23 protein-coding genes and 1 pseudogene are annotated in these 23,345 nt (G+C 63.3%); 15 read left to right on the top strand and 9 right to left on the bottom strand.

Annotated elements, in window-relative coordinates; genetic code table 11:
• Nucleotides 1-193, top strand: a 193-nt coding sequence (locus AC1DT7_RS19360) for a transposase (protein WP_478037818.1), incomplete at its 5' end; no start/stop codon positions are given.
• A 342-nt stretch (nucleotides 194-535) separates the two neighbouring features.
• Here AC1DT7_RS19360 and AC1DT7_RS19355 read toward each other — a convergent pair.
• The 4 genes from AC1DT7_RS19355 to AC1DT7_RS19340 form a co-directional block, all read right to left on the bottom strand.
• Complete coding sequence (locus AC1DT7_RS19355) at nucleotides 536-2,098, bottom strand: flavin monoamine oxidase family protein (protein ID WP_478037817.1); 1,563 nt, start codon at nucleotides 2,096-2,098, stop codon at nucleotides 536-538.
• Nucleotides 2,095-2,595: a Rid family hydrolase gene (locus AC1DT7_RS19350; RefSeq protein WP_478037816.1), complete on the bottom strand. Its 501-nt coding sequence runs from the start codon at nucleotides 2,593-2,595 to the stop codon at nucleotides 2,095-2,097. The genes AC1DT7_RS19355 and AC1DT7_RS19350 overlap by 4 nt, the downstream gene beginning before the upstream one ends.
• A 200-nt stretch (nucleotides 2,596-2,795) precedes the next feature.
• Nucleotides 2,796-4,664: a tyrosinase family protein gene (locus AC1DT7_RS19345; protein ID WP_478037815.1), complete on the bottom strand. Its 1,869-nt coding sequence runs from the start codon at nucleotides 4,662-4,664 to the stop codon at nucleotides 2,796-2,798.
• A gap of 323 nt (nucleotides 4,665-4,987) precedes the next feature.
• Nucleotides 4,988-5,833, bottom strand: coding sequence for a LysR family transcriptional regulator (locus AC1DT7_RS19340; RefSeq protein WP_478037814.1), 846 nt, complete (start codon nucleotides 5,831-5,833; stop codon nucleotides 4,988-4,990).
• Between the two features lie 121 nt (nucleotides 5,834-5,954).
• Here AC1DT7_RS19340 and AC1DT7_RS19335 point away from each other — a divergent pair, with 121 nt between their 5' ends.
• The 3 genes from AC1DT7_RS19335 to uvrA all read left to right on the top strand — a co-directional run bounded on the left by AC1DT7_RS19335 (nucleotide 5,955) and on the right by uvrA (nucleotide 10,531).
• Nucleotides 5,955-6,878 carry an alpha/beta fold hydrolase gene (locus AC1DT7_RS19335; RefSeq protein WP_478037813.1) on the top strand — a complete coding sequence of 308 codons (924 nt, stop codon included), beginning with the start codon at nucleotides 5,955-5,957 and terminating at the stop codon, nucleotides 6,876-6,878.
• On the top strand, nucleotides 6,875-7,348 hold the full coding sequence (locus AC1DT7_RS19330) for a cupin domain-containing protein (RefSeq protein WP_478037812.1): 474 nt from the start codon (nucleotides 6,875-6,877) through the stop codon (nucleotides 7,346-7,348). The genes AC1DT7_RS19335 and AC1DT7_RS19330 overlap by 4 nt, the downstream gene beginning before the upstream one ends.
• Before the next feature lie 117 nt (nucleotides 7,349-7,465).
• Complete coding sequence (gene uvrA, locus AC1DT7_RS19325) at nucleotides 7,466-10,531, top strand: excinuclease ABC subunit UvrA (protein WP_478037811.1); 3,066 nt, start codon at nucleotides 7,466-7,468, stop codon at nucleotides 10,529-10,531.
• Between the two features lie 230 nt (nucleotides 10,532-10,761).
• Here uvrA and AC1DT7_RS19320 read toward each other — a convergent pair whose 3' ends face one another.
• Nucleotides 10,762-12,810 (bottom strand): ATP-dependent nuclease, encoded by a 2,049-nt coding sequence (locus AC1DT7_RS19320; RefSeq protein ID WP_478037810.1) that lies wholly within the window; start codon nucleotides 12,808-12,810, stop codon nucleotides 10,762-10,764.
• A gap of 341 nt (nucleotides 12,811-13,151) precedes the next feature.
• Between AC1DT7_RS19320 and AC1DT7_RS19315 the strand changes: the two genes are divergently transcribed.
• From AC1DT7_RS19315 to AC1DT7_RS19300, 4 genes are all read left to right on the top strand, one after another.
• The gene (locus tag AC1DT7_RS19315) at nucleotides 13,152-13,439 is read left to right on the top strand and encodes a hypothetical protein (RefSeq protein ID WP_478037809.1); all 288 of its coding nucleotides are present in this window, start codon (nucleotides 13,152-13,154) and stop codon (nucleotides 13,437-13,439) included.
• A 95-nt stretch (nucleotides 13,440-13,534) separates the two neighbouring features.
• Complete coding sequence (locus AC1DT7_RS19310) at nucleotides 13,535-13,963, top strand: hypothetical protein (protein WP_478037808.1); 429 nt, start codon at nucleotides 13,535-13,537, stop codon at nucleotides 13,961-13,963.
• A 123-nt stretch (nucleotides 13,964-14,086) separates the two neighbouring features.
• The gene (locus AC1DT7_RS19305; protein WP_478037807.1) at nucleotides 14,087-14,542 is read left to right on the top strand and encodes a hypothetical protein; all 456 of its coding nucleotides are present in this window, start codon (nucleotides 14,087-14,089) and stop codon (nucleotides 14,540-14,542) included.
• A 289-nt stretch (nucleotides 14,543-14,831) separates the two neighbouring features.
• Nucleotides 14,832-15,674 (top strand): NYN domain-containing protein, encoded by an 843-nt coding sequence (locus tag AC1DT7_RS19300; RefSeq protein WP_478037806.1) that lies wholly within the window; start codon nucleotides 14,832-14,834, stop codon nucleotides 15,672-15,674.
• A 52-nt stretch (nucleotides 15,675-15,726) separates the two neighbouring features.
• On the opposite strand, the gene AC1DT7_RS19295 is transcribed toward AC1DT7_RS19300, so the two are convergent.
• Nucleotides 15,727-16,113: a hypothetical protein gene (locus AC1DT7_RS19295; protein WP_478037805.1), complete on the bottom strand. Its 387-nt coding sequence runs from the start codon at nucleotides 16,111-16,113 to the stop codon at nucleotides 15,727-15,729.
• Nucleotides 16,114-16,268: 155 nt separating this feature from the next.
• Between AC1DT7_RS19295 and AC1DT7_RS19290 the strand changes: the two genes are divergently transcribed.
• Both AC1DT7_RS19290 and AC1DT7_RS19285 read left to right on the top strand, forming a co-directional pair.
• Nucleotides 16,269-16,889 carry a hypothetical protein gene (locus tag AC1DT7_RS19290; RefSeq protein WP_478037804.1) on the top strand — a complete coding sequence of 207 codons (621 nt, stop codon included), beginning with the start codon at nucleotides 16,269-16,271 and terminating at the stop codon, nucleotides 16,887-16,889.
• A gap of 87 nt (nucleotides 16,890-16,976) precedes the next feature.
• On the top strand, nucleotides 16,977-17,687 hold the full coding sequence (locus tag AC1DT7_RS19285) for a hypothetical protein (RefSeq protein ID WP_478037803.1): 711 nt from the start codon (nucleotides 16,977-16,979) through the stop codon (nucleotides 17,685-17,687).
• Between the two features lie 15 nt (nucleotides 17,688-17,702).
• Here AC1DT7_RS19285 and AC1DT7_RS19280 read toward each other — a convergent pair whose 3' ends face one another.
• Entirely contained in the window at nucleotides 17,703-18,302 is a 600-nt protein-coding gene (locus AC1DT7_RS19280) for a hypothetical protein (RefSeq protein ID WP_478037802.1), read from the bottom strand.
• A gap of 344 nt (nucleotides 18,303-18,646) precedes the next feature.
• Nucleotides 18,647-19,141 carry a hypothetical protein gene (locus tag AC1DT7_RS19275; RefSeq protein ID WP_478037801.1) on the bottom strand — a complete coding sequence of 165 codons (495 nt, stop codon included), beginning with the start codon at nucleotides 19,139-19,141 and terminating at the stop codon, nucleotides 18,647-18,649.
• Between AC1DT7_RS19275 and AC1DT7_RS19270 the strand changes: the two are divergent.
• From AC1DT7_RS19270 to AC1DT7_RS19260, 3 genes and pseudogenes are all read left to right on the top strand, one after another.
• Nucleotides 19,040-19,612 (top strand): annotated as a pseudogene (locus AC1DT7_RS19270) (LLM class flavin-dependent oxidoreductase); the annotation flags it as partial. The gene AC1DT7_RS19275 and the pseudogene AC1DT7_RS19270 sit on opposite strands and share 102 nt — an antisense overlap.
• 172 nt (nucleotides 19,613-19,784) lie before the next feature.
• Nucleotides 19,785-20,087 (top strand): hypothetical protein, encoded by a 303-nt coding sequence (locus AC1DT7_RS19265; protein ID WP_478037821.1) that lies wholly within the window; start codon nucleotides 19,785-19,787, stop codon nucleotides 20,085-20,087.
• A 197-nt stretch (nucleotides 20,088-20,284) separates the two neighbouring features.
• Nucleotides 20,285-20,743, top strand: a complete 459-nt coding sequence (locus AC1DT7_RS19260; RefSeq protein WP_478037800.1) for a PA2169 family four-helix-bundle protein — start codon at nucleotides 20,285-20,287, stop codon at nucleotides 20,741-20,743.
• Between the two features lie 363 nt (nucleotides 20,744-21,106).
• Here AC1DT7_RS19260 and AC1DT7_RS19255 read toward each other — a convergent pair whose 3' ends face one another.
• Nucleotides 21,107-21,616 (bottom strand): hypothetical protein, encoded by a 510-nt coding sequence (locus tag AC1DT7_RS19255; protein ID WP_478037799.1) that lies wholly within the window; start codon nucleotides 21,614-21,616, stop codon nucleotides 21,107-21,109.
• A 410-nt stretch (nucleotides 21,617-22,026) separates the two neighbouring features.
• Here AC1DT7_RS19255 and AC1DT7_RS19250 point away from each other — a divergent pair, with 410 nt between their 5' ends.
• Both AC1DT7_RS19250 and AC1DT7_RS19245 read left to right on the top strand, forming a co-directional pair.
• The gene (locus AC1DT7_RS19250) at nucleotides 22,027-22,596 is read left to right on the top strand and encodes a DUF3617 domain-containing protein (protein ID WP_478037798.1); all 570 of its coding nucleotides are present in this window, start codon (nucleotides 22,027-22,029) and stop codon (nucleotides 22,594-22,596) included.
• Nucleotides 22,597-22,719: 123 nt separating this feature from the next.
• Nucleotides 22,720-23,337, top strand: coding sequence for a DUF1353 domain-containing protein (locus AC1DT7_RS19245; RefSeq protein ID WP_478037797.1), 618 nt, complete (start codon nucleotides 22,720-22,722; stop codon nucleotides 23,335-23,337).
• Nucleotides 23,338-23,345 lie beyond the last annotated feature (8 nt).

Raw genomic sequence — 23,345 nt, 5'->3', positions numbered from 1 at the left:
GCTCTATCTCCCCGCCTACAGCCCCGACTTCAATCCGATCGAGCAGCTCTTCGCCAAAATCAAGAAACTGCTCAGGCGAATGGCACCTCGATCCTTCGACGCCATATGCAACGCCCTCAAGACCATCCTCGAAACTGTCAGACCTGCCGAATGTGCAAACTACCTCAAACACGCCGGGTACGTGCAAACCTGATCGAGAATGACTCTAGAATGTCCGCTTTCCCTGGCTGCCATCCTGAAAGCGGTCAGACCCAAACTCACGAAAAGCGGTCCGTCTGCTTCCAGATTCGTCCGCATATCCGACGCCTCGATCAGCGCCAGGACCTGCCCAAAGCCGAAATCCCCATAGACCACCGACCGGGGCCCGCGGGTTCGGGCATCCGCGACTTTCGTACGCCTGCCGGCGTCCGAAACTCTTCGGGTTTGTCGACCGTCCGCTTTATGAGTCTACGACATACTCCGTCTAACCGGACTCACCCGGATCGGCACTGGCTGGCCATGCCGTCTCAAGCCCCGGAAGCAGGCGGTGCCCGACTCAGGCCACCCGTTTCTCGCTCAACCGCTCGGCCACGACGCGGGTGTGGAGCAGGGTCATCGCCTCATGCGCGGACAGGGCGGCACCCTCCTGCCAGGCGCCGATATAGCTCAGATGCTCGCCGGCGAAGAAGATGCGATCCTCGGGCCGGCACAATTCGGCATAGTCGGTCTTGCGTTGCTCGGGCGTCCAGCGTGCGGTGATGCCTTCGCTCCACGGCGTCTCGTTCCACGCCACCGTCACGCCCTTGGTCAGCAACGCCGATTTGCCCGGATGCATCCGCTCGATCACCTCGCGCGACAGCTGAAGCCGTTGCGCATGCGGCATGCTGGAGAAGGAGGTGGCATCGCCAAGCCCGCCGGCCGCATAGGCGCCGACCAGGATTCCCTTGGGCGCATTCCAGTTGCCGCTCGGATACCAGATGAGCTGGCTCGGCGCGTCGGTGAAGGCGAGGCCGCCATAGATGCCTTCCTGCTCCCAGAAGCGCGGCGCTTCCCACGCGACCTTCGCCGAGGGTGCGTAGACCGTATTGGCCAGCGCTGCCTTCTTCGCCGGCGAAAGCGGTATATCCAGCTTCTTCACCATCGTCGCGGGCAGGGTGCACAGGCAATAATCCGCGTCCACCGCGCCGCCGTCTGCGAGCAGCACCCGCACGCCGTGCCCGGTCGGCCGCACTGCCTTCACCGGTGTGTTGAGCCGCACATCGTCCTTCACCCGCGCGTAGATCGCATAGGCGATGCGGTCCATGCCGCCCACCGGCTGGAACATCGGTGCCTGCTGGTCGAACGTCTCCTCGAAGGTAAGTCCGCCGCCCCAGAAGCCGTCGGCGATGATCTGGTCGAGCGTCAGCGGATCCATCGCTATGCCCGGATTGGCATAGCCGCCGGGGTTGTCGCGGAAACCCGACCGGTCGGATCCGCGATACACGCCCTTCGGATCGAGCGCGCCCCAGCGTTCCAGATAGCTGCGCAGCGCGGCGCGGTCGGCCTGGGTCACCTGCGCATCGAGCGCACCGGCATCGAGCGCCTTGGCGATCAGCTCGGCGAAACGACCCTTGGTGTCGTTCACCGCCTGTCGTTCGGTGATCGATCGCCCGCCGAAATCGAGCCGGGCGGCGCGGTTGACGTTGACCATCACCTCGATCGGCACGTCGAATGCGCGGGCATAGCCCAGGATCGCGGTATGCGCGGTCGGCAGCCGCGCCGCGCCCGCGTTGAAATAGAAGCCATTGTCGAAAGCGCAGACCTGGTCCTCGCGCCCGATCTGCTCGATCCGGTCGCCGCCGCGGATCGACCAGACGCGCCCGCCGACCCGTCCGCGCGCCTCCAGCACGGTCACCTTGTAGCCGGCCTTGCCGAGCTCATAGGCGGCGACCAGCCCGGCAATGCCGGCACCAAGGATCGCCACGGAGCGGCCCGCACCTGATCCCGGCGGAAGGTCGGCGATCCGCGTCGCAGCGGCGGCGGGCGTCGCGAGCAGGCCCATTGCCTGCATCGACAGATAGACGGCGCTATAGCCGCCGGCCCTTCCTATCGCGTGCAGGAAGGCCCGGCGCGTCGTCATTTGGAGGCGACTTTCGCGGCGGTTACCTCGACCTCGACCAGATAATGTGGGGCGGCGAGGGCTGCGACCTGAACCGTCACCCTCGCCGGTTTCAGTGGCTGGTCCGGGGTGCCCCAGACTTCCCTGTACGCGGTCATCATGCCCGCGAAGTCCATGGTGGTCGCCCCGGGCGGGGCGACCAGATAGACCCGCATCATCACGACATCGCCCGGCGCCATGCCCTTCGCCGCGAGCGCTGCCTTGATCTTGCCGAACACGGAGCGCGACTGGGTCTCGGTGTTGCCCCAGCGGGCCGGATCGGTCTCCGCCGCACCGGCGACGGGATCGGGCAGCAGGCCGCTGACATACAGGGTCGTCGCGCCCGGCGGCACCGTCACCGAGCCGGCGATCGCCGCGGTCGGCGCACCGTCATGCACCACCTGGGCCGCAACGGGAGAGACGCCCAGCACAGCGGCAATGCCGCCGACGACCACGCATTTAAGGACAGTTCCCGCCATCTTTCCCCCTGAGTCGATGCTTCAGTCTATGCTGCGGCGCAGCACGCACAAGGGGAGGGCGAAGATTGCAGGATCGTCGAGGCAAACCCCGATTCCACGCCGAAAAGCGTCACGTCATGCGAGCGAAGGCCTTCGGGCCGCCGGAATTCGCATCCCGACGGCCCTTGGCGGCCGGCACCAGGGGGGCTGGTGCCGGGGGGCTAGCGCAGCTCGATCCGGGCCGAGCTGAAACGGACATTGGCCTTCGGGCCGATCTGGCGTGCGGCAAGGGCTGGGCTGGTGCCCGTCACGCCGGTGCTCGGTTCGATCACCAGCGAGGTATCGCCGCTGCCCAGTGTCTTCAGTGCCTCGGTCGCGTCGAACGTCTTCTCGTCCGATGCTCCGGCCGCCATGCCGGCCATGTCGCCATGGTCGTGCTGTGGTGCGGTGAGGTTGAAGAAGTTGATCACGCCCAGCAACACACGCTTGCCGCCGGCACCCTGGACATAGACCTCGTAGAGGACGCCCGGGGCTTCGTCATAGGTGAAGCCGTCGATCACCACCACCGACCGGGGAGTCTCCCCATTGCCCTTTGGCGCCGCGTTCAGCATCGATTTGCGCATGTCCGGCGCGATCTTCAGCGGCAGGACGGTGGTCCCGCGCTGTAACGGGGTCGGGCCGACCAGCGGATAGACGCGCAAGGCCTTCTCCTGGAGCATTCTGGTCGGCAGCCTGATCTTGAGCGTCGCCGGGCAGCCGCCGCCCGCCGCATAGCTGTAGCCGAGCTGCGCGGTGGTCAGCATGTCCTTCACCGTGCGGGTCACCAGTGCGCCGGTGCCGTCGATGAAATTGAAGGTGGCGTTGAGCTGGTTCTGGTTGTTCGGCAGCCGCGCCGCCGGGTTCACCCGGAGCCAGCATTCGTACAGCCGGTCGATATTGGTGTGGTGGGTGTAGAAGATCGGGTCGTTCCCCGCCGCCGGCACCGCGCCCATATAGCCGGTCGGGCAGTTGGCGACGCCCACCGCGCAATGCACGGCGCCATGCGGGGTCTGTTCGATCGCGCCGTTGAACGGGCTGTAGCTCGTCTGCTGCATCGCGTTCGCGGTCGATACGACGGAGGGTGCGAGATTGCCGGTACCGTTATTCAACTGCGCCTGGCGATTGGGGATGTAGAGCGGGTTGGCCACGCTCTGGCCGTTCGAGTTGACATAGGTCTGGTCGCGGTACGCGGGCGGCATCTGCGCATTGGCCTCATAATCCCAGAAGGGTAGCCGCAGATTGGCGTCGCCCGACGCCGCCTGGAGCACCTTTTCGAAATAATAGAGGTACATGCGGTGCCACGTCAGGAACTGGATGGTGCCGTGCTGACAGGTGCACCAGGTCGCATTCTCGTCGGGATTGCTTTTGGCCTGGGCGGTCAGGCCGCTCATCCCGGCGGCGTTCAGGCCGGAAGGATTGGCGCAGCCCGCGCCGAAATAGGCATGCATGTTCGCCCAATAGATCCAGCTGCGCCGGAAATTGGCGCTGCCGCGCGGTTCGCTGTTCCACGCCTTCATCTGCGCGACGCCGCGGCGCAGGCTGGCCAGCTCGGTCGAGTTCAATTGCAGGATCGATTTGCGTTGCGTGGTCGCGCGAACCGGGGTGATGCGCACGCTCTGGAACTTGTTCCCGGACGGAGCGCCGGCAGGATACATGTCGAAGGTGAGCGTCGATCCCGCGGGTGCCTTGAATCCGAAGCTCGCGCTGCCCTTGCCGGCGGCATCGGTGCGGACCGGGCCGAGCCCGCGCTGGCATTTCCAGTAGAAATCATAAGAGGTGTTGGGCGTGCCGCTGGTGATCTGCACGGCGGCGGTCGTATCTCCCGCATCGGTCTGGGTGATCGCCACCTCGCCACCGTTGCGCGCCGGATCGGACCCGTTGACGTTGGTGTTGCCGCAGTCGGACGAATCCTGGCGGACCAGCGGCCCCGATGCCTGAAGGGTTCCGGATTGCGCCGCGGCGACGGGCGCGGTGACCAGCGCCCCCATCACCAGTAACATCGCCGCGCTCCCGCGCAGAACGGTGAGCCGTGTTTTCGCCATGTCGGACATTTTAAGCCTCTCTTGCTTTATGTTTCCTGGAAAACACGCAAACAAAGGGCGCGCGGTCATCATATAAATGATGTACAATGTTTTATGTCGACGCGCGGGTCGATTCTCTATTGTCGAAATATACGCCTGATAAGCTGAATGTCTTCAGGAGATGTCCCCATATCGAGGGGAAGTCTGTTATAAATCCGCCCCATTTGGATGAATGTTATTGCCCCTGCATCCGCCACTGGCGGGCATTCGCTACGGATGGGAATTGTTTAGGTCCGCAGGCGACGCCACGTCCCAATAAGGCGGGTCGCCGAAGCTGCGCCGCAGGCTCGCGGTCAGCGCGGCGATCTTGGCGGAGGCGCTGCGGTCGCGCGGATAGGCGATGTACAGTTCGGCGCCCTCGGCCTCCATGCCGACATCGAGTTCCACCAGCGATCCGTCCGCAAGCTGCTCATGCACGAAGAAGGTCGGCAACAGGTGATGCCGAGCCCTGCCAGGGCCGCGTCGCGCATCACCAGGCCGTTGTTCACGCGCAACGCCGCGCGCGGGCGCAGCACCGTCCAGCCCTCCGCCCCGGCAAAGCGCCAGTCGGCATCGCGATTGGCGTAGAGGATGCCGCAATGCCCCGACAGGCCGGGCAGGCTCGCCGGCCGGCCCTTCGCCGCCAGATAGGCGGGCGAGGCGACCAGCACCCGCCGTGTCCGCGCAAGCCGCTTCGCCACCAGCCGCGTGTCGCCGACCGGCCCGTGCCGGATCACCGCGTCGAACCCGCTCGCCGCCGCGTCGACAAAGCCGTCATCCAGCTCCAGCGTCAGGTCGATATCGGGATGGTCGCGCAGGAAATGGTTCAGCGCCGGCCCAAGGTGGAGAATGCCGAAGCCGACCGGCCCGCACACGCGCAGCGGCCCGGCCAGCGTCCCGCGCCGCTGCGCCAGCTCGGCCGCCGCCTCGCGCGCCTGGTAGAGGATCTGCTGCGCACGCGGCAGGAAGGTCTGGCCGTCCTCGGTCAGGCTCAGCTTGCGCGTCGTCCGCTGGACCAGCCGCGTGCCGAGCAGCCGCTCGAGTTCGGCCAGCCTTTCGCTCGCCACCGATTTCGCCACGCCCAGCCGCCGCGCCGCCGCGCTGATCGATCCCGCCTCGGTGATCGCGACAAAGGCCGCAAGCCCGTCCAGCTTCATCATCGTTCGGTAATCCCGGACACAAGGTTCAGGATAAGGCTACTAGACCGAACGTTGCATAGCCATCACCTTCATCCTCGTAAGGGGGCGCCATGCGGGCGTCGCCAAACAGGGAAAATTCGCCATGCTTCGTTCGATCCTACTCGCCGGTGCCGCGTTGCTGATGGCCGCGCCGGCCGCCGCCCAGGTGCCGCCTTTCCCCTCGACGTTCCACACCCAGGAGATCGCCACCAACGGTGCGACCATCCATGTCCGCGTCGGCGGCAAGGGGCCCGCGGTCGTGCTGCTGCACGGCTATGGCGAGACCGGCGACATGTGGGGGCCTATGGCCGCCGACCTGATGCGCGACCATACCGTGATCGTGCCCGATCTGCGCGGGCTCGGCCTGTCCTCGAAACCCGCTGGCGGCTTCGACAAGAAGACCCAGGCGGGCGACGTGATCGGCGTACTCGATGCGCTGAAGGTCACCGGTCAGGTCGATCTCGTCACGCACGATATCGGCAACATGGTCGGCTATGCCTTTGCCGAGCAGCACCAGGACCGGGTGAGGCGCTTTGTCCTGATCGACGCGCCCGTGCCCGGCGTCGGTCCATGGGAAGAAATCCTCAAGAACCCGCTGCTCTGGCATTTCCGCTTCGGCGGGCCAGACATGGAGCGTCTGGTCGCCGGCCGCGAGCGCATCTATCTCGACCGCTTCTGGAATGAATTCTCGGCCGACCCGAAGCATTTCACCGAAGGCTCGCGCGAGCATTACGCCAAGCTCTACGCGCTCCCCGGTGCGATGCATTCCGGCTTCGCGCAATTCGCCGCCTTCGATCAGGACGCGATCGACAATCGCGCCTGGCTCGCCGCCAACGGCAAGCTCAAGATGCCGGTCCTCGCGCTCGGTGGTGAGAAGAGCTTCGGCCTGACCATGGCGGTGGTGATGCGCGGCGGCGCCGAGAATGTGACGGAAGGCGTGATCCCCGGATCCGGCCACTGGATCATGGAGGAAAACCCCACCGCGACCGTCTCCCAGGTCCGCGCCTTCCTGGTCCCCGCCAAGTGACCCCGCGCCTCCTCCTGCTCGCCGCGGCCCTGCTTCCGCTCTCCGCCGCAGCCCAGCAGGGGGAGGGCGGCCAGCTCCGCCTAGCCCCCGCCGACATCGCTGCGCTCCCCGCGCTCGGTGCCGGCGCCGGCACCTCGGGCGTGGCCGGCATCCGCACCCGCATCCTCTCGGGCGATCCGACGAAGCCGGGCCTCTACACCATCGCGCTGACCGTCCCCGCCAACACCCGCATCGCCGCCCACCGCCACCGCGACGATCGCACCGCCACCGTCGTCTCCGGCACCTGGTATTTCGGCTATGGCGAGAAGGCGACCGACGCCGCGTTCAAGGCCCTCCCGCCCGGCAGCTTCTACGCCGAGCCGGCCGACGCGGCGCACTTCGCCCATACCGGCGCCGATCCCGTCACGCTCTACATCACCGGTATAGGCCCGACCGACACCCGCTATGTCGAGGCCGCCCCGACCCCCTGATCCCGCGGCCCCTTGATCCAAAGCAACACGGTCGCGGCTCGAAACCTGCGGCCGCGTTCCTATATTGCTCGGGAACGGCTCTTGCCGAATCCGAACAAATATGGAACAGAACAGCGCATGCTGACTCACATATCCGTGCGCGGCGCGCGCGAGCACAACCTCAAGGATGTCTCGATCGACATCCCGCGCGATACGCTCACGGTAATCACCGGCCTGTCCGGCTCGGGCAAGTCGAGCCTCGCCTTCGACACCATCTATGCCGAGGGGCAGCGGCGCTATGTCGAGTCGCTCTCGGCCTATGCGCGCCAGTTCCTCGAACTGATGCAGAAGCCGGACGTCGACCATATCGAGGGTCTGTCGCCCGCGATCTCGATCGAGCAGAAGACCACCAGCCGCAACCCGCGCTCGACGGTCGCCACCGTCACCGAGGTCTATGATTATATGCGCCTGTTATGGGCGCGCGTCGGCATCCCCTATTCGCCCGAGACCGGCCTGCCGATCGCGGCGCAGACCGTCAGCCAGATGGTCGACCGCGTCATGGCGCTGCCCGAAGGCACGCGCCTGTACCTGCTCGCCCCCGTCGTGCGCGGCCGCAAGGGCGAGTATCGCAAGGAGATGCTGGAGTGGCAGAAGGCCGGCTTCACCCGCGTGCGCATCGACGGCGAACTCCACGAGATCGATGAAGCCCCCGCGCTCGACAAGAAGTACAAGCATGACATCGAAGTGGTGGTGGATCGCCTCGTCGTCGGCCCCGACATGTCGACGCGCCTGGCCGACAGTTTCGAAACCGCACTGAAGCTCGCCGAAGGCCTGGCCTATGTCGATCTGGTCGACACGACGGTGGCCGAAATATCCCCCTCCCGCTTGCGGGAGGGGCTAGGGGAGGGCCTGTCCGCAGATGCCGCCGCCCCTGGTGACAAGCCCTCCCCCAACCCCTCCCGCAAGCGGGAGGGGAGCAAGAACGCCGTCCGCGAAATGCCGCAGAAGTTCACCTCGGAGGCCGCCGTCGCGGCCCCCGAAGGCAAGATGAAAAACACCGGCATCCCCGCCAATCGCATCGTCTTCAGCGAAAAATTCGCCTGCCCGGTCTCCGGCTTCACCATCGCCGAGATCGAACCGCGCCTCTTCTCCTTCAACGCCCCGCAAGGCGCCTGCCCGGCCTGCGACGGCCTCGGCGAAAAACTGCTGTTCGACGAGGAACTCGTCGTTCCCAACCACGCGCTCTCCATCAAGAAGGGCGCCGTCGTCCCCTGGGCAAAGTCGAACCCGCCCAGCCCCTATTACATGCAGGTCCTCGGCAGCCTCGCCCGAGAATTCGGCTTCAGCCTCGACACCCCCTGGGAAGAACTCCCCGGCGAGGTGAAGCTCATCATCCTGCACGGCACCGGCGGCAAGCCCGTCACGCTCACCTTCGTCGACGGCAAGAAGTCCTACGACGTGCGCAAGCCGTTCGAGGGCGTCATCGGCAACCTCAACCGCCGCATGCTCCAGACCGAAAGCGCCTGGATGCGCGAGGAGCTGTCCAAATATCAGAGCAGCGCCGCGTGTGAGGTCTGCCACGGCGCCCGCCTCAAGCCGGAGGCGCTGGCGGTCAAGATCGGCATGCGCGACATCTCCTCGATCACGCATCTGTCGGTGGTCGATGCGCTCGCCTGGTTCAGCGCGATTCCGGCCGAGCTCACCGATCAGCAGAACGCCATCGCCGAACGCATCTTGAAGGAGATCCTCGAACGGATCGGCTTCCTCAACAATGTCGGCCTGGATTATCTCAACCTGGATCGCACCTCGGGCACGCTTTCGGGCGGCGAGAGCCAGCGCATCCGTCTCGCGTCGCAGATCGGCTCCGGCCTGTCGGGCGTGCTCTATGTGCTCGATGAGCCGAGCATCGGCCTTCACCAGCGCGACAACGACATGCTGCTCAAGACGCTGCGGCGCCTGCGCGATCTCGGCAACACCGTGCTGGTGGTCGAGCATGACGAGGATGCGATCCGCTCGGCCGATTACATCATCGATATGGGCCCCGGCGCTGGCGTCCATGGCGGCGCGGTCGTGGCGCAGGGCTCGCTCGACGATATCCTGAATTCGAAGGGCAGCGTCACCGCCGATTATCTCAACGGCACGCGCGAGGTCGCGGTGCCCACCACGCGGCGCAAGGGCAATGGCAAGAAGCTGACGGTGCACAACGCCACCGCCAACAATCTGCGCGGCGTCACCGCCAGCCTGCCGCTCGGCACCTTCACCTGCATCACCGGCGTGTCGGGCTCGGGCAAGTCGAGCTTCACCATCGACACGCTCTATGCCGCCGCCGCGCGCCAGCTCAACGGCGCGCGCGTGCTCGCCGGCAAGCATGAGAAGATCAGCGGCCTGCAATATCTCGACAAGGTGATCGACATCGATCAGTCGCCGATCGGCCGCACCCCGCGCTCCAACCCGGCGACCTATACCGGCGCCTTCACCCAGATCCGCGACTGGTTCGCCGGCCTGCCCGAAAGCCAGGCGCGCGGCTACAAGGCCGGGCGGTTCAGCTTCAACGTCAAGGGCGGCCGGTGCGAGGCATGCCAGGGCGACGGCCTGCTCAAGATCGAGATGCACTTCCTGCCCGACGTCTATGTGACGTGCGACGTGTGCCACGGCGCCCGCTACAACCGCGAGACACTGGAGGTGAAGTTCAAGGGCAAGAGCATCGCCGACGTGCTCGACATGACGGTCGAGGACGCGGTCGAGTTCTTCAAGGCAGTCCCCCCGATCCGCGACAAGATGGCGATGCTGGCGGAAGTCGGTCTCGGCTATGTCAAGGTCGGCCAGCAGGCGACGACCCTGTCGGGCGGCGAAGCACAACGCGTGAAGCTGGCCAAGGAACTGTCACGCCGCGCGACCGGCCAGACCCTCTATATCCTGGACGAGCCCACGACCGGGCTGCATTTCGAGGACGTGCGCAAACTGCTCGAAGTGCTCCACGCGCTGGTCGACCAGGGCAACACGGTCGTGGTGATCGAACACAATCTCGACGTCATCAAGACCGCCGACTGGGTGCTCGACCTCGGGCCGGAGGGCGGCGTGAAGGGCGGCGAGATCGTCGCCGAGGGCACGCCGGAGAAGGTGGCGAAGGCGAAGGGGTCTTTTACCGGGCAGTATCTCGCGCCGCTGCTGGAGCGCGGGCGGGAGCGGGTAGCAGCGGAGTGAAGACACTTCCTCTGCCTTTTGTGGCAGGACAAGGGAAGGCCGATGGACAATCGCCATTCCCGCAGAGGGCGTGCGGAGAGGACAAATCGTCAACGGAAGGACTTGAGAGGTCCTATGCGATGTTCAGGGCGGATATTTATGATCCTGAGCTTTCTTACTGATTTGCTATTAATGGCTGGGATATTCTGTGTATCCGAAGTAAGATGCTAAACGGGCACGATCAAAGAATTTCATGAAAGTTCATTTTTTAAGAGTGAGTCAAGGACTCTCCAAGTATCTGTCTCGGAATCCGCCATGGATTTAATGACTGATCTCTTGAAATCAACTTTTTTTAGAGTGATTTCGTACCTGACGTATAAGTCGTCGATTATTTGCTTTCCACTAGCTAGACTTTTCCAGTCAATCTTCCAAGATGCTTCCAAGGCGGATTTTTCTGATAGGCATACGGAAACGAAATTGTTTTGCCACGTGACTGCATCGAGGTTTGAAACCTGCTCACGTATCTCTTGTATCCTATTCCAGAGGACAGGCGCTGCATCGTGAAAATCCAGGCCGCGAACCTCCTTGGGCCTAATGCCGGCATTCGCGGGCTCTAATCCAGCGTATGCCTTTTGCAGGACGTACTGATCAAGCTGGCTCAGCGCAATTTCTTCTAGAGTTGTAGGAAAGGTGCCGCGTGACTCGTTAAATTTATTTGAATTGGCTGAAATTATATCAAATAAGATGACCTCATCTAATAAGTAATTCTCAATGCAGTATCTCTTTAGTTGTTGAACTCGAACGGTATCGCTGCTCCTTAGCTTACTTATATTTCGATCCATATCAAATATAAATAACTGAATCTTTTTGAGGTTGGAGCTCTTTTCTGCCGCCTGAAGGAGCGGTATTTCCTTTTCAATCTCCGATCTTCCGCCTAAACTTTGAATTTTGAAGCCCTGGAGTGTTGTGGGGTATCCCGCCTGCAAAATGGCTGCATCGTGTTCTCCCTCGACAAAAATTGTCCCTCTGTTGAATAAAATATCAGCAGTGTTAGATCCTAACCTATTCAGTATCTCGAACACTTCGCCACTGTCCTGCTGCAGAACGGGGCTTAGATCGGTCGAAGATCTAAGGTGAAATAATCTACATTCTGGTAGTTCAAATGCATCTCGTACGACCTCGGGGGAATGGCTGCATATAAATAGCTGCAATCCCATGTCTTGAACGCAGTGTTCCATCAAAAATCTGACTATTCGAGATGATACCGCGGCATTTAGATGTAGCTCTGGCTCATCTATCATGACTATGCTGTCATTCTTGCTGCTAAGCCGAAGGGTAAGAAAAGTTAGAACGAGACCTTTTTCACCACTGCTCATGCTGTCAATGTCGAATATCTTGCCGGTCTCTTTGTCTTCTACGAGTACTCTAAGTACTCCATGCTCATTAAAGGATACGCCGGATAGTTTTTTGCCTGGAAGAAGGTTGTCAAATATCAAGTTGAATTCGTTCTCCAAGGTTTCTCGTCCGCTTTTGTCAAGAAGCATGGTCTGAACGATTAGCTGCTTAATTCTCGCGTATTTTGTGGATGGCTGAGCCAAGTAGGAGGTGATTTGCTGTGCTACATCGCCAGCTCCAAGCTGGATTGCGACCTCTCCTACCGGCATCGCACGATCAGCGCTAAAATAGTTGAAGTATGTTTTTGCAGGGGATAGAGACCTTTCCAGAAATATTAGGAATGTTTGAGAGTTTGCGTCGGCACCCCTGATCTGGCTATTAAATGTGTCTACATATAGACCAAGGTGGATCGGTGTGGACTGCGAAAATACCTTTAGAGCATCAAGGACCGTGGCGTGAGATTCTTCCAATTTTGCTTGGCCGTCTGGCGTGCTCAGGAATTGAGTAAAATCGACTACGCTATCATTGAGGGATCTCGCAAGCTGAGTTTGAAGCAGCATAAATCCAAGCTCAGAAGCAGAGTTTTTGATTTTAGATATTTCTGTAGCATCCAGCTCGATTAATATATCAATCATAATTGGTTGGTTTGCATTGCCCGCCAGTGCGGCGATTTGAGAGTTTGCGCCTAGGCTAGGGTTTGGATTTCCGCCAAGGGCGTGAAGCACTTGATTTGCTTCTCCCGGGAATCGCTGAGCGAGCAGAGATTTTGTTAGGCGAATCGCCTCTAATATTGTAGTTTTGCCTACCGCATTTGGGCCCGCTATTACGTTCAGGCCCGATCCAGGTGCGAAATCGATCTTATCTAGGCCGCGGAAATTCCTTACCGTCATTGTCTTGATGTGCATATTGTAATCCGTGCCGGCAAGTGTGCTCGGTCACATACTATTCTAATTAGTTAAGAGAGCAAGCGCCCAAATGACGGCTGATTGTTCAGGAAATTGCGTGACAGTGCACTAATTACGCTGGAGTGTGAGAAGCCCAACCATCGATCGAAGCGCCTGGTCATCCCCACCGCAAAAACGATACAGTCTATGACAAGTGCGACGCTCACAAACTCGCCACTGTGAGCAGGTAGAGAAGTTGCGGTGCCACGTGCAATAACCCCCAAACCCCCCAGACTCGCCCGGCCTCAGCCCAGCCCCATGCCATCGATTCAAACCCCACCCCACCGCCGCTACCCAGCCCCATGCTCTACGACCCCGCCTACGCCGATCAGGCCCGCCACCTCTGCCACCTCGGCGCTACCGATCATGAAATCGCCGAGTATTTCGGGGTGAGCGTCGGCACCCTCAATCGCTGGCGCTTCGCGCACAGGGAATTCGCCGAAGCCCTCGTCGTCGGTGGAGAAATCGCCGATGCCCGCGTCGCCTGCCGCCTGATGATGACGATCATCGAGAGGCTGTCGAAGCGAGAAGCACGATGCCAGTTTACCAATTACGGGAGTTCCGAGGACGCGTGCAGAACTCCGGCATAGCGGTGCCACGACCCTCTACCTCCACCCGATCCCCCGATTGCACCTGTCGCAGGATCATGGGACATCGACCGGTCTGAAACCGGGGAGGTTCCGCCATGCTCGCCATCGCCCTGGCGCTTGTGTTCGCCGCTGAACTCAAGCCGCTTGTCGAACACGCCAGCGCCGACGATTGCGCGATCGTCGTCGCGATCGGTCGCGCGAAGTTGGGCTGGAACGAACGAACCCCGCCCGCACAGGATTTCTTTCCCGAATGGGACAGCGAAAAGGGCGGCACCTATATCCAGGATTGCGCGTGGCAGGATCACGGCCTCGCGCCGCCGCATATCGGCGGCAAGGCCTCGACCGCCGGCTTCTCCATTGCGCGCCCGCGCTACGATACTACCAGGGCGACGGCCACGGCCGAACTGACGGTCTCGCTCAAGGCCGAAGGGCACGCACCGTTCATATCCGTGGAGCACTGCACCGCGCGGCGTGAGGGGCGGCGCTGGGTCTTTGTCGATTGCAGTCAGGTCGCCATAACCTGACGTTACGGGGCCGGTTACCGGGTTTGGGCGGTCCGGGGATGTGTGCGACAATTCTCGACCGGCCGGTTTGGAATGCGCCCCGGATATCGCTACCGGCCGAGGGCCCCTGCACAGGAGACGGTCGTGCTGATCCTTCCGCTATTGCTCCAGGCCGCAACGCCTTCCCCCGCGCTCCGCTGTTTTAGCGACGGTCCGGTCGAAGGCATGTGCGGGGATGCGATCATCCATAAGGAGGGCGATTTCGAGGTCTGGTCGCTGAAACCGGCGGCTGCGGCCGGGGCACCGATACCGCCCGAACTGGCCCGCGTGATGTCCAGCCTGATCAAGGCCTATGAGTCCCATCGAGCCGCTTTCCCGCGAAAGCTGCTCACGTCCAATCCGACTGGCGTGTTTTGCGCGGACGATTCGGCGGTAAGGGCTGGCTGCCTGACGCCAAAGCCGTTGATCGCGTGGCCCTTCGCCTCGCATTTCGAGCATAGCCGCCCATATCTGATGAAGGATGGGCGCATGCGTGTCGAATGGATGGAATCCGGGTCGGTGAATACCTCTCCCTCATCACCTTCGATGGCAATCATGTGAGCGGCATCCGGACGACGCCGGCGTCGATCGCCATCAATATAAGGGGCGGGGCGGCGCACTGATCGCGCGCGCCATTCCGCGCAACGCGGCCATTTTCCCGCGACCCCTGAGGCCCCGCGACCCCTGAGGCCCCGCGACCCCTGAGGCAATGCCGCACGGCCTGTGCTATCACCCCCCTCCCGGCAGCGGCACCTCGGTCAACCGACGCCGCGCCAACCACAACCAGCGCCGCCGCACCGATGCGCGGCGCCACAAATTCCGGGCATCGCCCGACAAGAAAGACAAAAACATGGAAGACTATCAACCCACGGCCCCGGCACCCGATCGCCGCATCGCGCTGCTGATCGACGCCGACAATGTCTCGCACAGCAAGATCGCGCTGATCCTGGCCGAGCTCTCCAAATACGGCACCGCCAATATCCGCCGCGCCTATGGCGACTGGGGCAGCGCCGGCCTGAAGGGCTGGCGGGAGAAGCTGCACGCCTTCGCCATCCGGCCGATCCAGCAGTTCAGCTATTCCGCGGGCAAGAACGCGACCGACATCGCCCTCGTCATCGACGCGATGGAACTGCTCTACACCCAGAAGCTCGACGGCTTCTGCATCGCCTCCAGCGACGCGGATTTCACGCCCCTGGTCATGCAGCTCAAGGCGAACGGCCATGACGTCTATGGCTTTGGCGAGCGCAAGACGCCCGATCCGTTCGTCAACGCCTGCACCACCTTCCTCTATCTCGACAGCCTCGACGATCCCGCAGCGCCCGCGCCCGCCGCGCCGCCAGCCGAAAAGCGCAAGGACGGCAAGGTCGCCGGCACCGCCGCAAAGGCAAAGGACAAGGCCGAGCCCGCACCGGCAAAGACGCCGGGCAAGGTCCTCGCCCAGGATGCGACCCTCGTCACCATCCTGCGCGGCGCGGTGGAGGCGGCCGCCTGGGACGATGGCTGGGCCTCGATGCCCGCAGCCGGCAGCGCGGCCAAGCGCCAGGCCTCGATTGACCCGCGCAATTACGGCGTGCGCAATTTCCCCGACCTGTTCGAGACGATCGGCCTGTTCGACATCTACAAGGGCGAGAACGGCCACAGCTTCGTCGCCGACAAGCGCAACAAGGACAAGGCGCCGCGGCCGTCGCGGTGACGGGGGCTCGGCGTTACGGCGCCGGACCTGCGACGTCGGTTCGCCATATCGACTAATCTCCGAAGATCACTTCAACCAGGGCGTCCTTCGGGCGCTCATCAATATAGCAGCCCACGCCATTCCAGCCTTTGAAAAACTCGAAGAACCGTTGAATGAAATCTTTCGCCGGAATGCCTGCCTTGGCGCTTAGGGCCTCCTTGGGATGGTGGCATCCGACGGTCCAGATAACGACAAAGGGACAAAAGGAATCCGGCAGGCGCCGCCGGGCGAGCCAGCCGAGCTTTCGCTTCGAACTCGAGCAATAGAATTGATCGACCGGATTGCCTTCGCCGTCCTCGATCATAAGGATCGATCCTTCACGGAAGGTATCAATCCAGAGGACCAGATCCGTACCCTCGGCATGCACGCGACGCGTATCCTTATCGATGTAAAAGTTCATCTTGGTCTCTACGTCAGGATTGTGGTGCCAATTGCCGACTAGCCCTCACTGGCTCCATGCAGCAAGCGGCTCATGCCTCGAAAAATAGCCCCATAATGGCGGCTTAGCCCTTCCTAAACACCTGCCCCCGCATGCCACTGCCGATCGGAGGCCCCATGCGCATCATCATCCTCGCCGCGTCGCTTGCAGTCGCCACGGCATCGCCCGCCCAAACTCCCGCCCAAATCCCCGCCACGCTGGATCAGCCGCTCGTCCAGGCGGTTGCCGATCTCAGCACAGCCGCCTGCTACGGCATCCAGTCGGGCGCCATCGCCCTGCCGGCGGACGGAGCGCCGGACGCCCTCGACAAGACCATGGCGGCCGTGAAGGCGATGGGCCTGACCTACGGAGTCGATAACCGCATCCTCAAGGATCTCGGGCGCGCCGGTACGGCGATGATCTCCCGCGCGACGATCGGTTCGCGATCGCTCCCCGCAGGCGATATGGTCGTCACCTTCGGTGGTCCGCAGCCGGTCTGCCGCGTGATCCTGCTCACCGCGCCGACGCCGGGCCTGACCGACGCGGTCGGCGCGCGCATCGTCGCGCAGGGATGGAAGCAGGCGCCGGTGACTCAGGCGAGCCCGGCCGTCGAACGCCGCGCCTTTGTCCGCCGCGATGCCAAGGGCAATCCCTATCTGATGAACCTGATCGCCAGCGCCGACGTGACATCGCGGCTGCGCCTGTTCACCACCGTCGTCCGCATCCCACCGGGTGTCGCGCTTCCGCCGGGTTTCTGATCGCTCGCCAGTCAGGCACAGAATCCCCCGAAATCTTCAGCTTGCCATTCCTCCCGAAACGGCCGAACTTTCGCCCAGGAGGGGACGATGATGAGACCAGGACTGTTGCTGGCGGCCGCGATCCTTGGTGCCGGCACCGTTCCGGCCTTTGCGCAGGATGCGCTGGCCCCCGGCCTCGGCGAGGTCGTCGTTACCGGCAACCGGAACAACGCGCGCTATGCCCAGCAGGACCGCCCCGTCGTCGGGCTCCGGCGCCAGGCCGATGCGGTGGTGCTGCAGATCGCGGTCGCATCGGACACGCGGGACGAGGCGACCCGCAAGCGCGAGATCCACAGCATGCTGCTCGCGGCGATTGATCGTGCCGGGGCGGCCGGGGTCGAGCTGGTCACGGGCGGCTTCGAGCTGACGCCGGTCACCAGGGCGACCTATCAGGATCTGCCGCTGGGATCGGCGGGACGCGTCGATACGAGCCAGGCCAGCCTGATGATCAAGGTGAAGCTTGCCGGGTCGATCGCCGATGCGGAAAAGCGCCTCGATGCGTTCATCAAGAGCGTGCCGCGCACGGGCAGCGGCATGGTGGACAGGAATGGCGTGCCGGCACTCACCATCGTCAATCCGGACCAGTATCGCGACGACATCTATCGCCGCATCGCCACTGGTTCGACTCACGCCCTCAGCTTTTACGGGCCGGACTATGCCCTGGACCTCACCGGCCTGGATGAAGCCATCGCCTGGAAGCAGGTGAGCAACACGGAAGTGTTCCTCTACATCCCTTATACCTTCTCGATCCGGAAATAGGCGACGGCCCGCGGATCAGCCCCGGCATGCAACGAGATAGCTGACGGCCCTTTCGCCCATGGTGGAAACCGTAAGTCTCGCGCGCTTTGAGCGGTATTCGAAATCGCAAAATCCCGTCGGGGCGCATCCCGACACTTCAGTGATACCCTCTTTGTACAACCCGAAATGAGAATGGTTCTCGATGGTGAGAGAGCCATCGGGATTGGTCGTATAGACAGGTGGTCTGGTCCTTGCCGCCCTCCACCCGGCCGAGGCCAGGGTCATGCGCGCCTGCTGGATAGGCTGGCCGAATATATTGGGGATTTTCAACTTCCCACGGCAGACCGCGTCCGAAGCCGGTAGCGACCGGATTTCGATATCGCGCCCGGTCACGACCAGATCGCCAAAGGGGACGACCCACTGATTTCTCAGCCGGATCGCGCCGCTCTCCTGATCGTCGAGCATCTCGATCGCCAGAGTGTCGCTGCGTTTGGGCGAGAGGACGCTTATTGCGGCAACAGGGCGGTCGTCACGGAACAGAAGAATCTGCCCATCGTCCTGCCCACAGGCCTGTGCCTCGTAATGATATCTCCGCATGATGTTCACGAGCGTGAGCTCGCCCAGCCGCGTTTCCACTCCAACCCGCCAACCGCGCGAGCGCGCCCATTTCCCCTGCGCCGTCGTTGGAGCCGTGGACTGGGTTTCACAGAAGCTGTCCCGATCGCCCTCATATCGTATTTGAGGCAGGTCCTTCACGGGGACGATGAAAACGCCGGGCATGAGAGAGCGGACCCGATAGTCCCCCGCTTGATACCATGTCCCGGTTCTGGTCGCGGGCGCCGCACCCGTCCGGTCAGTCGTCGTCCCATCCTTGCCTGCCGACGCTGCCGTGCTGTTCCTCAAGGCCGCTTCATTCGAAGAACCGGTCTCCGGATCATGCCCTGAGCAACCCATTGTGAGGGTGAGAAGGAGAAAGGTCGCTACCCGGATTCGCACATGATTGCCCCGATACGAGGAAGGGTAGTGATCTCTTTTTGTTCCATGTCGGTCAACTCGGAAAATAGACCCTCCGTTTGTCGCTGAACGACATCACGCGGCGGAGCTTCATCGTCGGAACCGAAGCGTCCGATCACGCTCGCCCGGAAACGACGCGACCTATCCCAACTCCGCGCCTCCGGTCGCAACGGCGGCCCGAAACTGGTGACATGGACCGTCTCGCCGAAAGCAGGAACTGCGGTGAAGTCGCGCAGGCGACGGCATCCGCTGCACGACCAATCAATCCCGTTGCGCTCAGGCTTTTTAATTCCTATCAGATCGATAGGATTACTCCAGCAAGGTGCGTCATGAGCAGCGATTCCGAATTCCTCTGGTACATCCCCAACCAGGTCGGCGACGGCCATCGCGGCGACACCACGCCGTCGGGCGCGAACAGCCTGGACACGCTGACCGCCCATGCAAAGGCGCTTGAGGATCATGGCTGGAAGGGCGCGCTGCTTGGCACCGGCTGGGGGCGGCCCGATACCTTCACCATCGCCGCCGCGCTCGCCGCGCGCACCACCAGCTTCGAGCCGCTGATTGCCATCCGCCCCGGCTATTGGCGCCCGGCCAACTTCGCCTCCGCCGCGGCGACGCTCGACGAGCTGACCGGCGGTCGCGTGCGCATCAACATCGTGTCGGGTCAGGACAATCTCGCCGCTTATGGCGACAGCGAGGGCGATCAGGCGCAGCGTTATGCGCGCACGAAGGAGTTCATGCAGCTCGTCCGCCGGCTCTGGACCGAGGAGAAGGTCACCTATGCCGGCGAATATTTCCGGGTTGCCGGTTCCACCGTCGCCCCGCGCCCCGCGCCTCGAGCCGCGCGGCGACCGGCTTCACCCCAGCTTCTATTTCGGCGGCGCCTCCGCCGCGGCCGAGCAGGTCGCCGCCACCGAGGCGGACGTCCAGCTCTTCTGGGGCGAACCGCTCGACGGCGTGCGCGAGCGGATCGATCGGCTGAAGGCGCTCGGCAAACAGCTCGACCGCAACCTGCCGCCGCTCGAATTCGGCCTGCGCATCACCACCCTGGTGCGCGACACCACCGAACAGGCCTGGGCCGATGCCGAGGCCAAGGTCGCCGACATGGCGAAGGGCGAGGGCAGGGGCTGGAACGACCACCGCATTTGGGTCGCCACCGGCCAGCAGCGCCTGCTCGACCTGCAGTCGCGTGGCGAAGTGCTCGACGACAATCTCTACACCGCACCCGGCAAGTTCGGCGGCGGCGGCGCCGGCACCACCTGGCTGGTCGGCTCGGCCGAGGACGTCGCGAACTCGCTGCGCAAATATGAGGCGCTCGGCATCACCCACTTCGTCCTGTCCGACACGCCCTATCTGTCGGAGATCAAGCGCCAGGGCGACCAACTCCTCCCCCTGCTTCGGGGGTAGGGCGTCTTCGGGGTGGATTCCGGCCGGATTTGGGTTCGATCGATACCCCCGTTCGTCCTGAGCCTGTCGAAGGACTGTTCTTCTTCGAATCCCGATCCGCCCACTCCTTGATATAAATCAACGACATAAAGTCCCGGCCCCACGGCCCCATTTCCTGCCGCGTGCGTTCAGACCACTCACCCAAGCAGGAGCTTCCCATGGCGGATACCGACCACGACATCAGCACGCTCAACAGCCTGATCGCCACCACGCTCGACAGCGTCGATGGCTATACCGAAGCGGCCAAGGATGCCGAGAACAGCCGCTATGGCCAGCTCTTCATCGCCCGCGCCACGGAACGCCGCACGGTCGTCTCCGACCTTCAGGCCGAAGTATCGCGCCTCGGCGGAACGCCCGAAGATGACGGCACGATCCTGGCCGGCGCCCACCGCGCCTTCCTGAACCTCAAGGCAAGCGTCACCGGCCAGGACGACGCGGCGATCGTCAACGAGGTCGAGCGCGGCGAGGATCACATCAAGGCCAAGTTCGAATCCGCCCTGGAGGATCAGGACCTGTCGGCCGAAACGCGCTCGGCGATCCAGACCGCCTATGGCTCGGTTCGCGCCGGCCATGACGAGATGCGCGATCTGAAGCACGCGCTCCAGTCCACCAATTAAGCCGTTCGGCGGCGGCGTGGTTCATGTCCGCGCCGCCGTCGTCCATCCTGGCCGCACCGGGTTGGATCACGCCGCGTCAGGCGCCGAGAGCCCCGGTTCTGCCTCGCTCTCAGAATAAAGCATTGAAATAAAACGTAAATGTATTGTATCGGCGCCGAGGCGCTGAAAATGTCAGCAAGATGCATGACATTTCCGACATGCACGCCCGCCCACCGCCTTGATTCAACCGCGCCGCCCGCCCGTTAAGAGGCGGTCATGCGCGACTTCTCATCGTCCTGTTCGGCCGGCAAGACATGCGAGAGCGGCGGCGAATTCCTCCGCCGCCGCCTCAGTCATCATGCCGCAATCGCCGGGCCGTGCCGATCAGCGGCAGCCCTTGGCCCGCTGCAACCCGCGCAGGAACCCGCGCCGCGCAAGGCCCGCGTCGATCGCCGCATTCAGCCGCCGCTCGGCCGGCCCGGCGCCGCTCACTTCGCGGACCAGGCCGCGGAACGGGATCAGCGAGTTGACCACCGCCGCGCCGCCTGCCTTGACGACGTTGCGCTTCTGCGGTGCGGCCGTACCGGTATAATCGGGGCCGAGCACGTCGTTCAGCGCCGCAACCGACGAGCCGATCTGGCGGCAGGTGCCCGCGCCGCGCATGGCATAGGGGTCGTCGCCGATCGAGGCGAGCAGCGGCGGCACCTTGGTCTTCTCGATGCCGACGTCGCGCACCGGCTGGGATACGATCTGGCCCGCAGCATGGCCGGTCGATTCGGGCTTGTTCTGCGCGCCGGCGACGGCGGGCAGGCATGGTGCGGCAATCACCGCAAGGGCAGCGAGCAGCGGCCAGGCGGGGCGGGGGGTCGAGGTGCCGGAAGTGGATCGTGACATGGGCGGTTCCTGTGATCGGCGTCCGGGTACGATATTTGGCCCGGACATGATGGGATGATATCGGGACGATCTGTGGCGCGTCTGCGCCGTCGTTTTCCTGAAGCTGCCAACGAGCAGCCATGGTGCTTGTTCCGGCCGCGTCATGACAAGAGTCCCGGCATGTGCGCCCTCCGCCTCACGATCGACTTTTACCGCCATAATGGTGGTAAATATTCTTGCTCCGCCCGGTTACCTTCTTATCCGCGCTACGAGGGAAGGCCACATGTCGAGCCCGCGACCATCCTGCTGCACGACGCTGGCGCGAAATTGTTCCGTGTCGGCTGTAAAATAAAGCGGATTGAAACGCGGTGCGCTTTGCTCCAGCCCTCGCTTCCGGAGGGGGAGCAATGACAACTTTTTCGGGAGACTCTATGAAAAACCTGGTCCTAATATTGCCCGTCGTCGCCCTGTTGGGCGCCTGCAACTCTCAGCCCACGGTCAAGGCGGAGAATGCGTCGGTCGCCGACGTCACCGCCGCCACCAACAATGCGGTGAAGCTCCAGCCGGGCAAATGGCAGACCGTGGTCAAGATCCTGTCGATCGATGCGCCAGGCCTGCCCGCGCAGATGGCCGGCCCGATGAAGCAGCAGATGAGCGCGATGGGCGCCCAGACGGTCGAAACCTGCGTGACGCCCGAAATGGCCGCCAAGCCGCCCGAGAACATGTTCGGCGGGGCGCAGAACTGCACCTATGAGAAGTTCGAGATGACCGGCGGCAAGATCGACGCGACCCTGGTCTGCAAGGGCGGCGCCGGCGGCGCGCCGGGCGATCTGCGCTCGACCATGTCGGGTACGATCAGCGGCACCGCCTACGATGTCACCAGCGAGGCGTCGATGAGCATGCCGGCCATGCCGGGCGCCCCCGCGGGCGGCAAGGTCAACACCAAGACCCAGGTCGTCGGCAAGCGCATCGGCGATTGCGACGCGCCAAAGGCAGGCTGACGCTGTCCCGGCGATCCCCTGCGCCCTCGGGCGTGCGGGATCGCCGGCGATCCGGATGCGGTTCCCGGTGACTCGCCGGCCGATGATGCGGTATGCGGTACCCTGCTTTTGGGGGAGGACGTCATGCCGGCACGCTTCAGCAGCAATCCCGTGGTCAAATTTCTGCCCGGGCGGAATGTGGAACTCACCACCCCGCTGACCTTCTACGATCCGCAGGAGCTTGCCTGGGGTGTGCCGAAGGGCGCGATCGTCGACGGCGCCTCCATCCCGCAGATCTTCTGGTCGATCATCGGCGGGCCGTTCGATCAGGGCTATCGCGACGCCTCGATCATTCACGACTGGTATTGCGACAAGCGCCTCCGCACCTGGCAGGCGACCCACCGCGTCTTCTACGATGCGATGATCGTCTCCGGCGTCAGTCCGGCCAAAGCCAAGACCATGTATTTCGCCGTCTGGTGGCGCGGTCCGCGCTGGGAAGAGCGCGTTACGTACAACACCAATCTCGGGTTCGATTTCGGCGGCGGTCATGCCGGGTCGAATGGCGACCTCAGTGCGGCGGTCGATTTCAGTGACGACGAACCGGCGTTCACGCAGGAAAGCGTGCCGAGCCCCGCCGAAGACCTTGACGACAAGGCACTCGAGCAGACCGCGCAGGAGTTCGAGGCCCTTGTGAGCCAGTCCGACATATCGCTCGAACAGATCGAGCAACTCGCCGAGGAGAGCGCCCCGGTCCTGCGCTGAGCCGGTCC

This window comes from Sphingomonas sp. P3_C6, from assembly GCF_056402595.1.
This window is presented reverse-complemented; position numbering and strand designations above follow the sequence as displayed.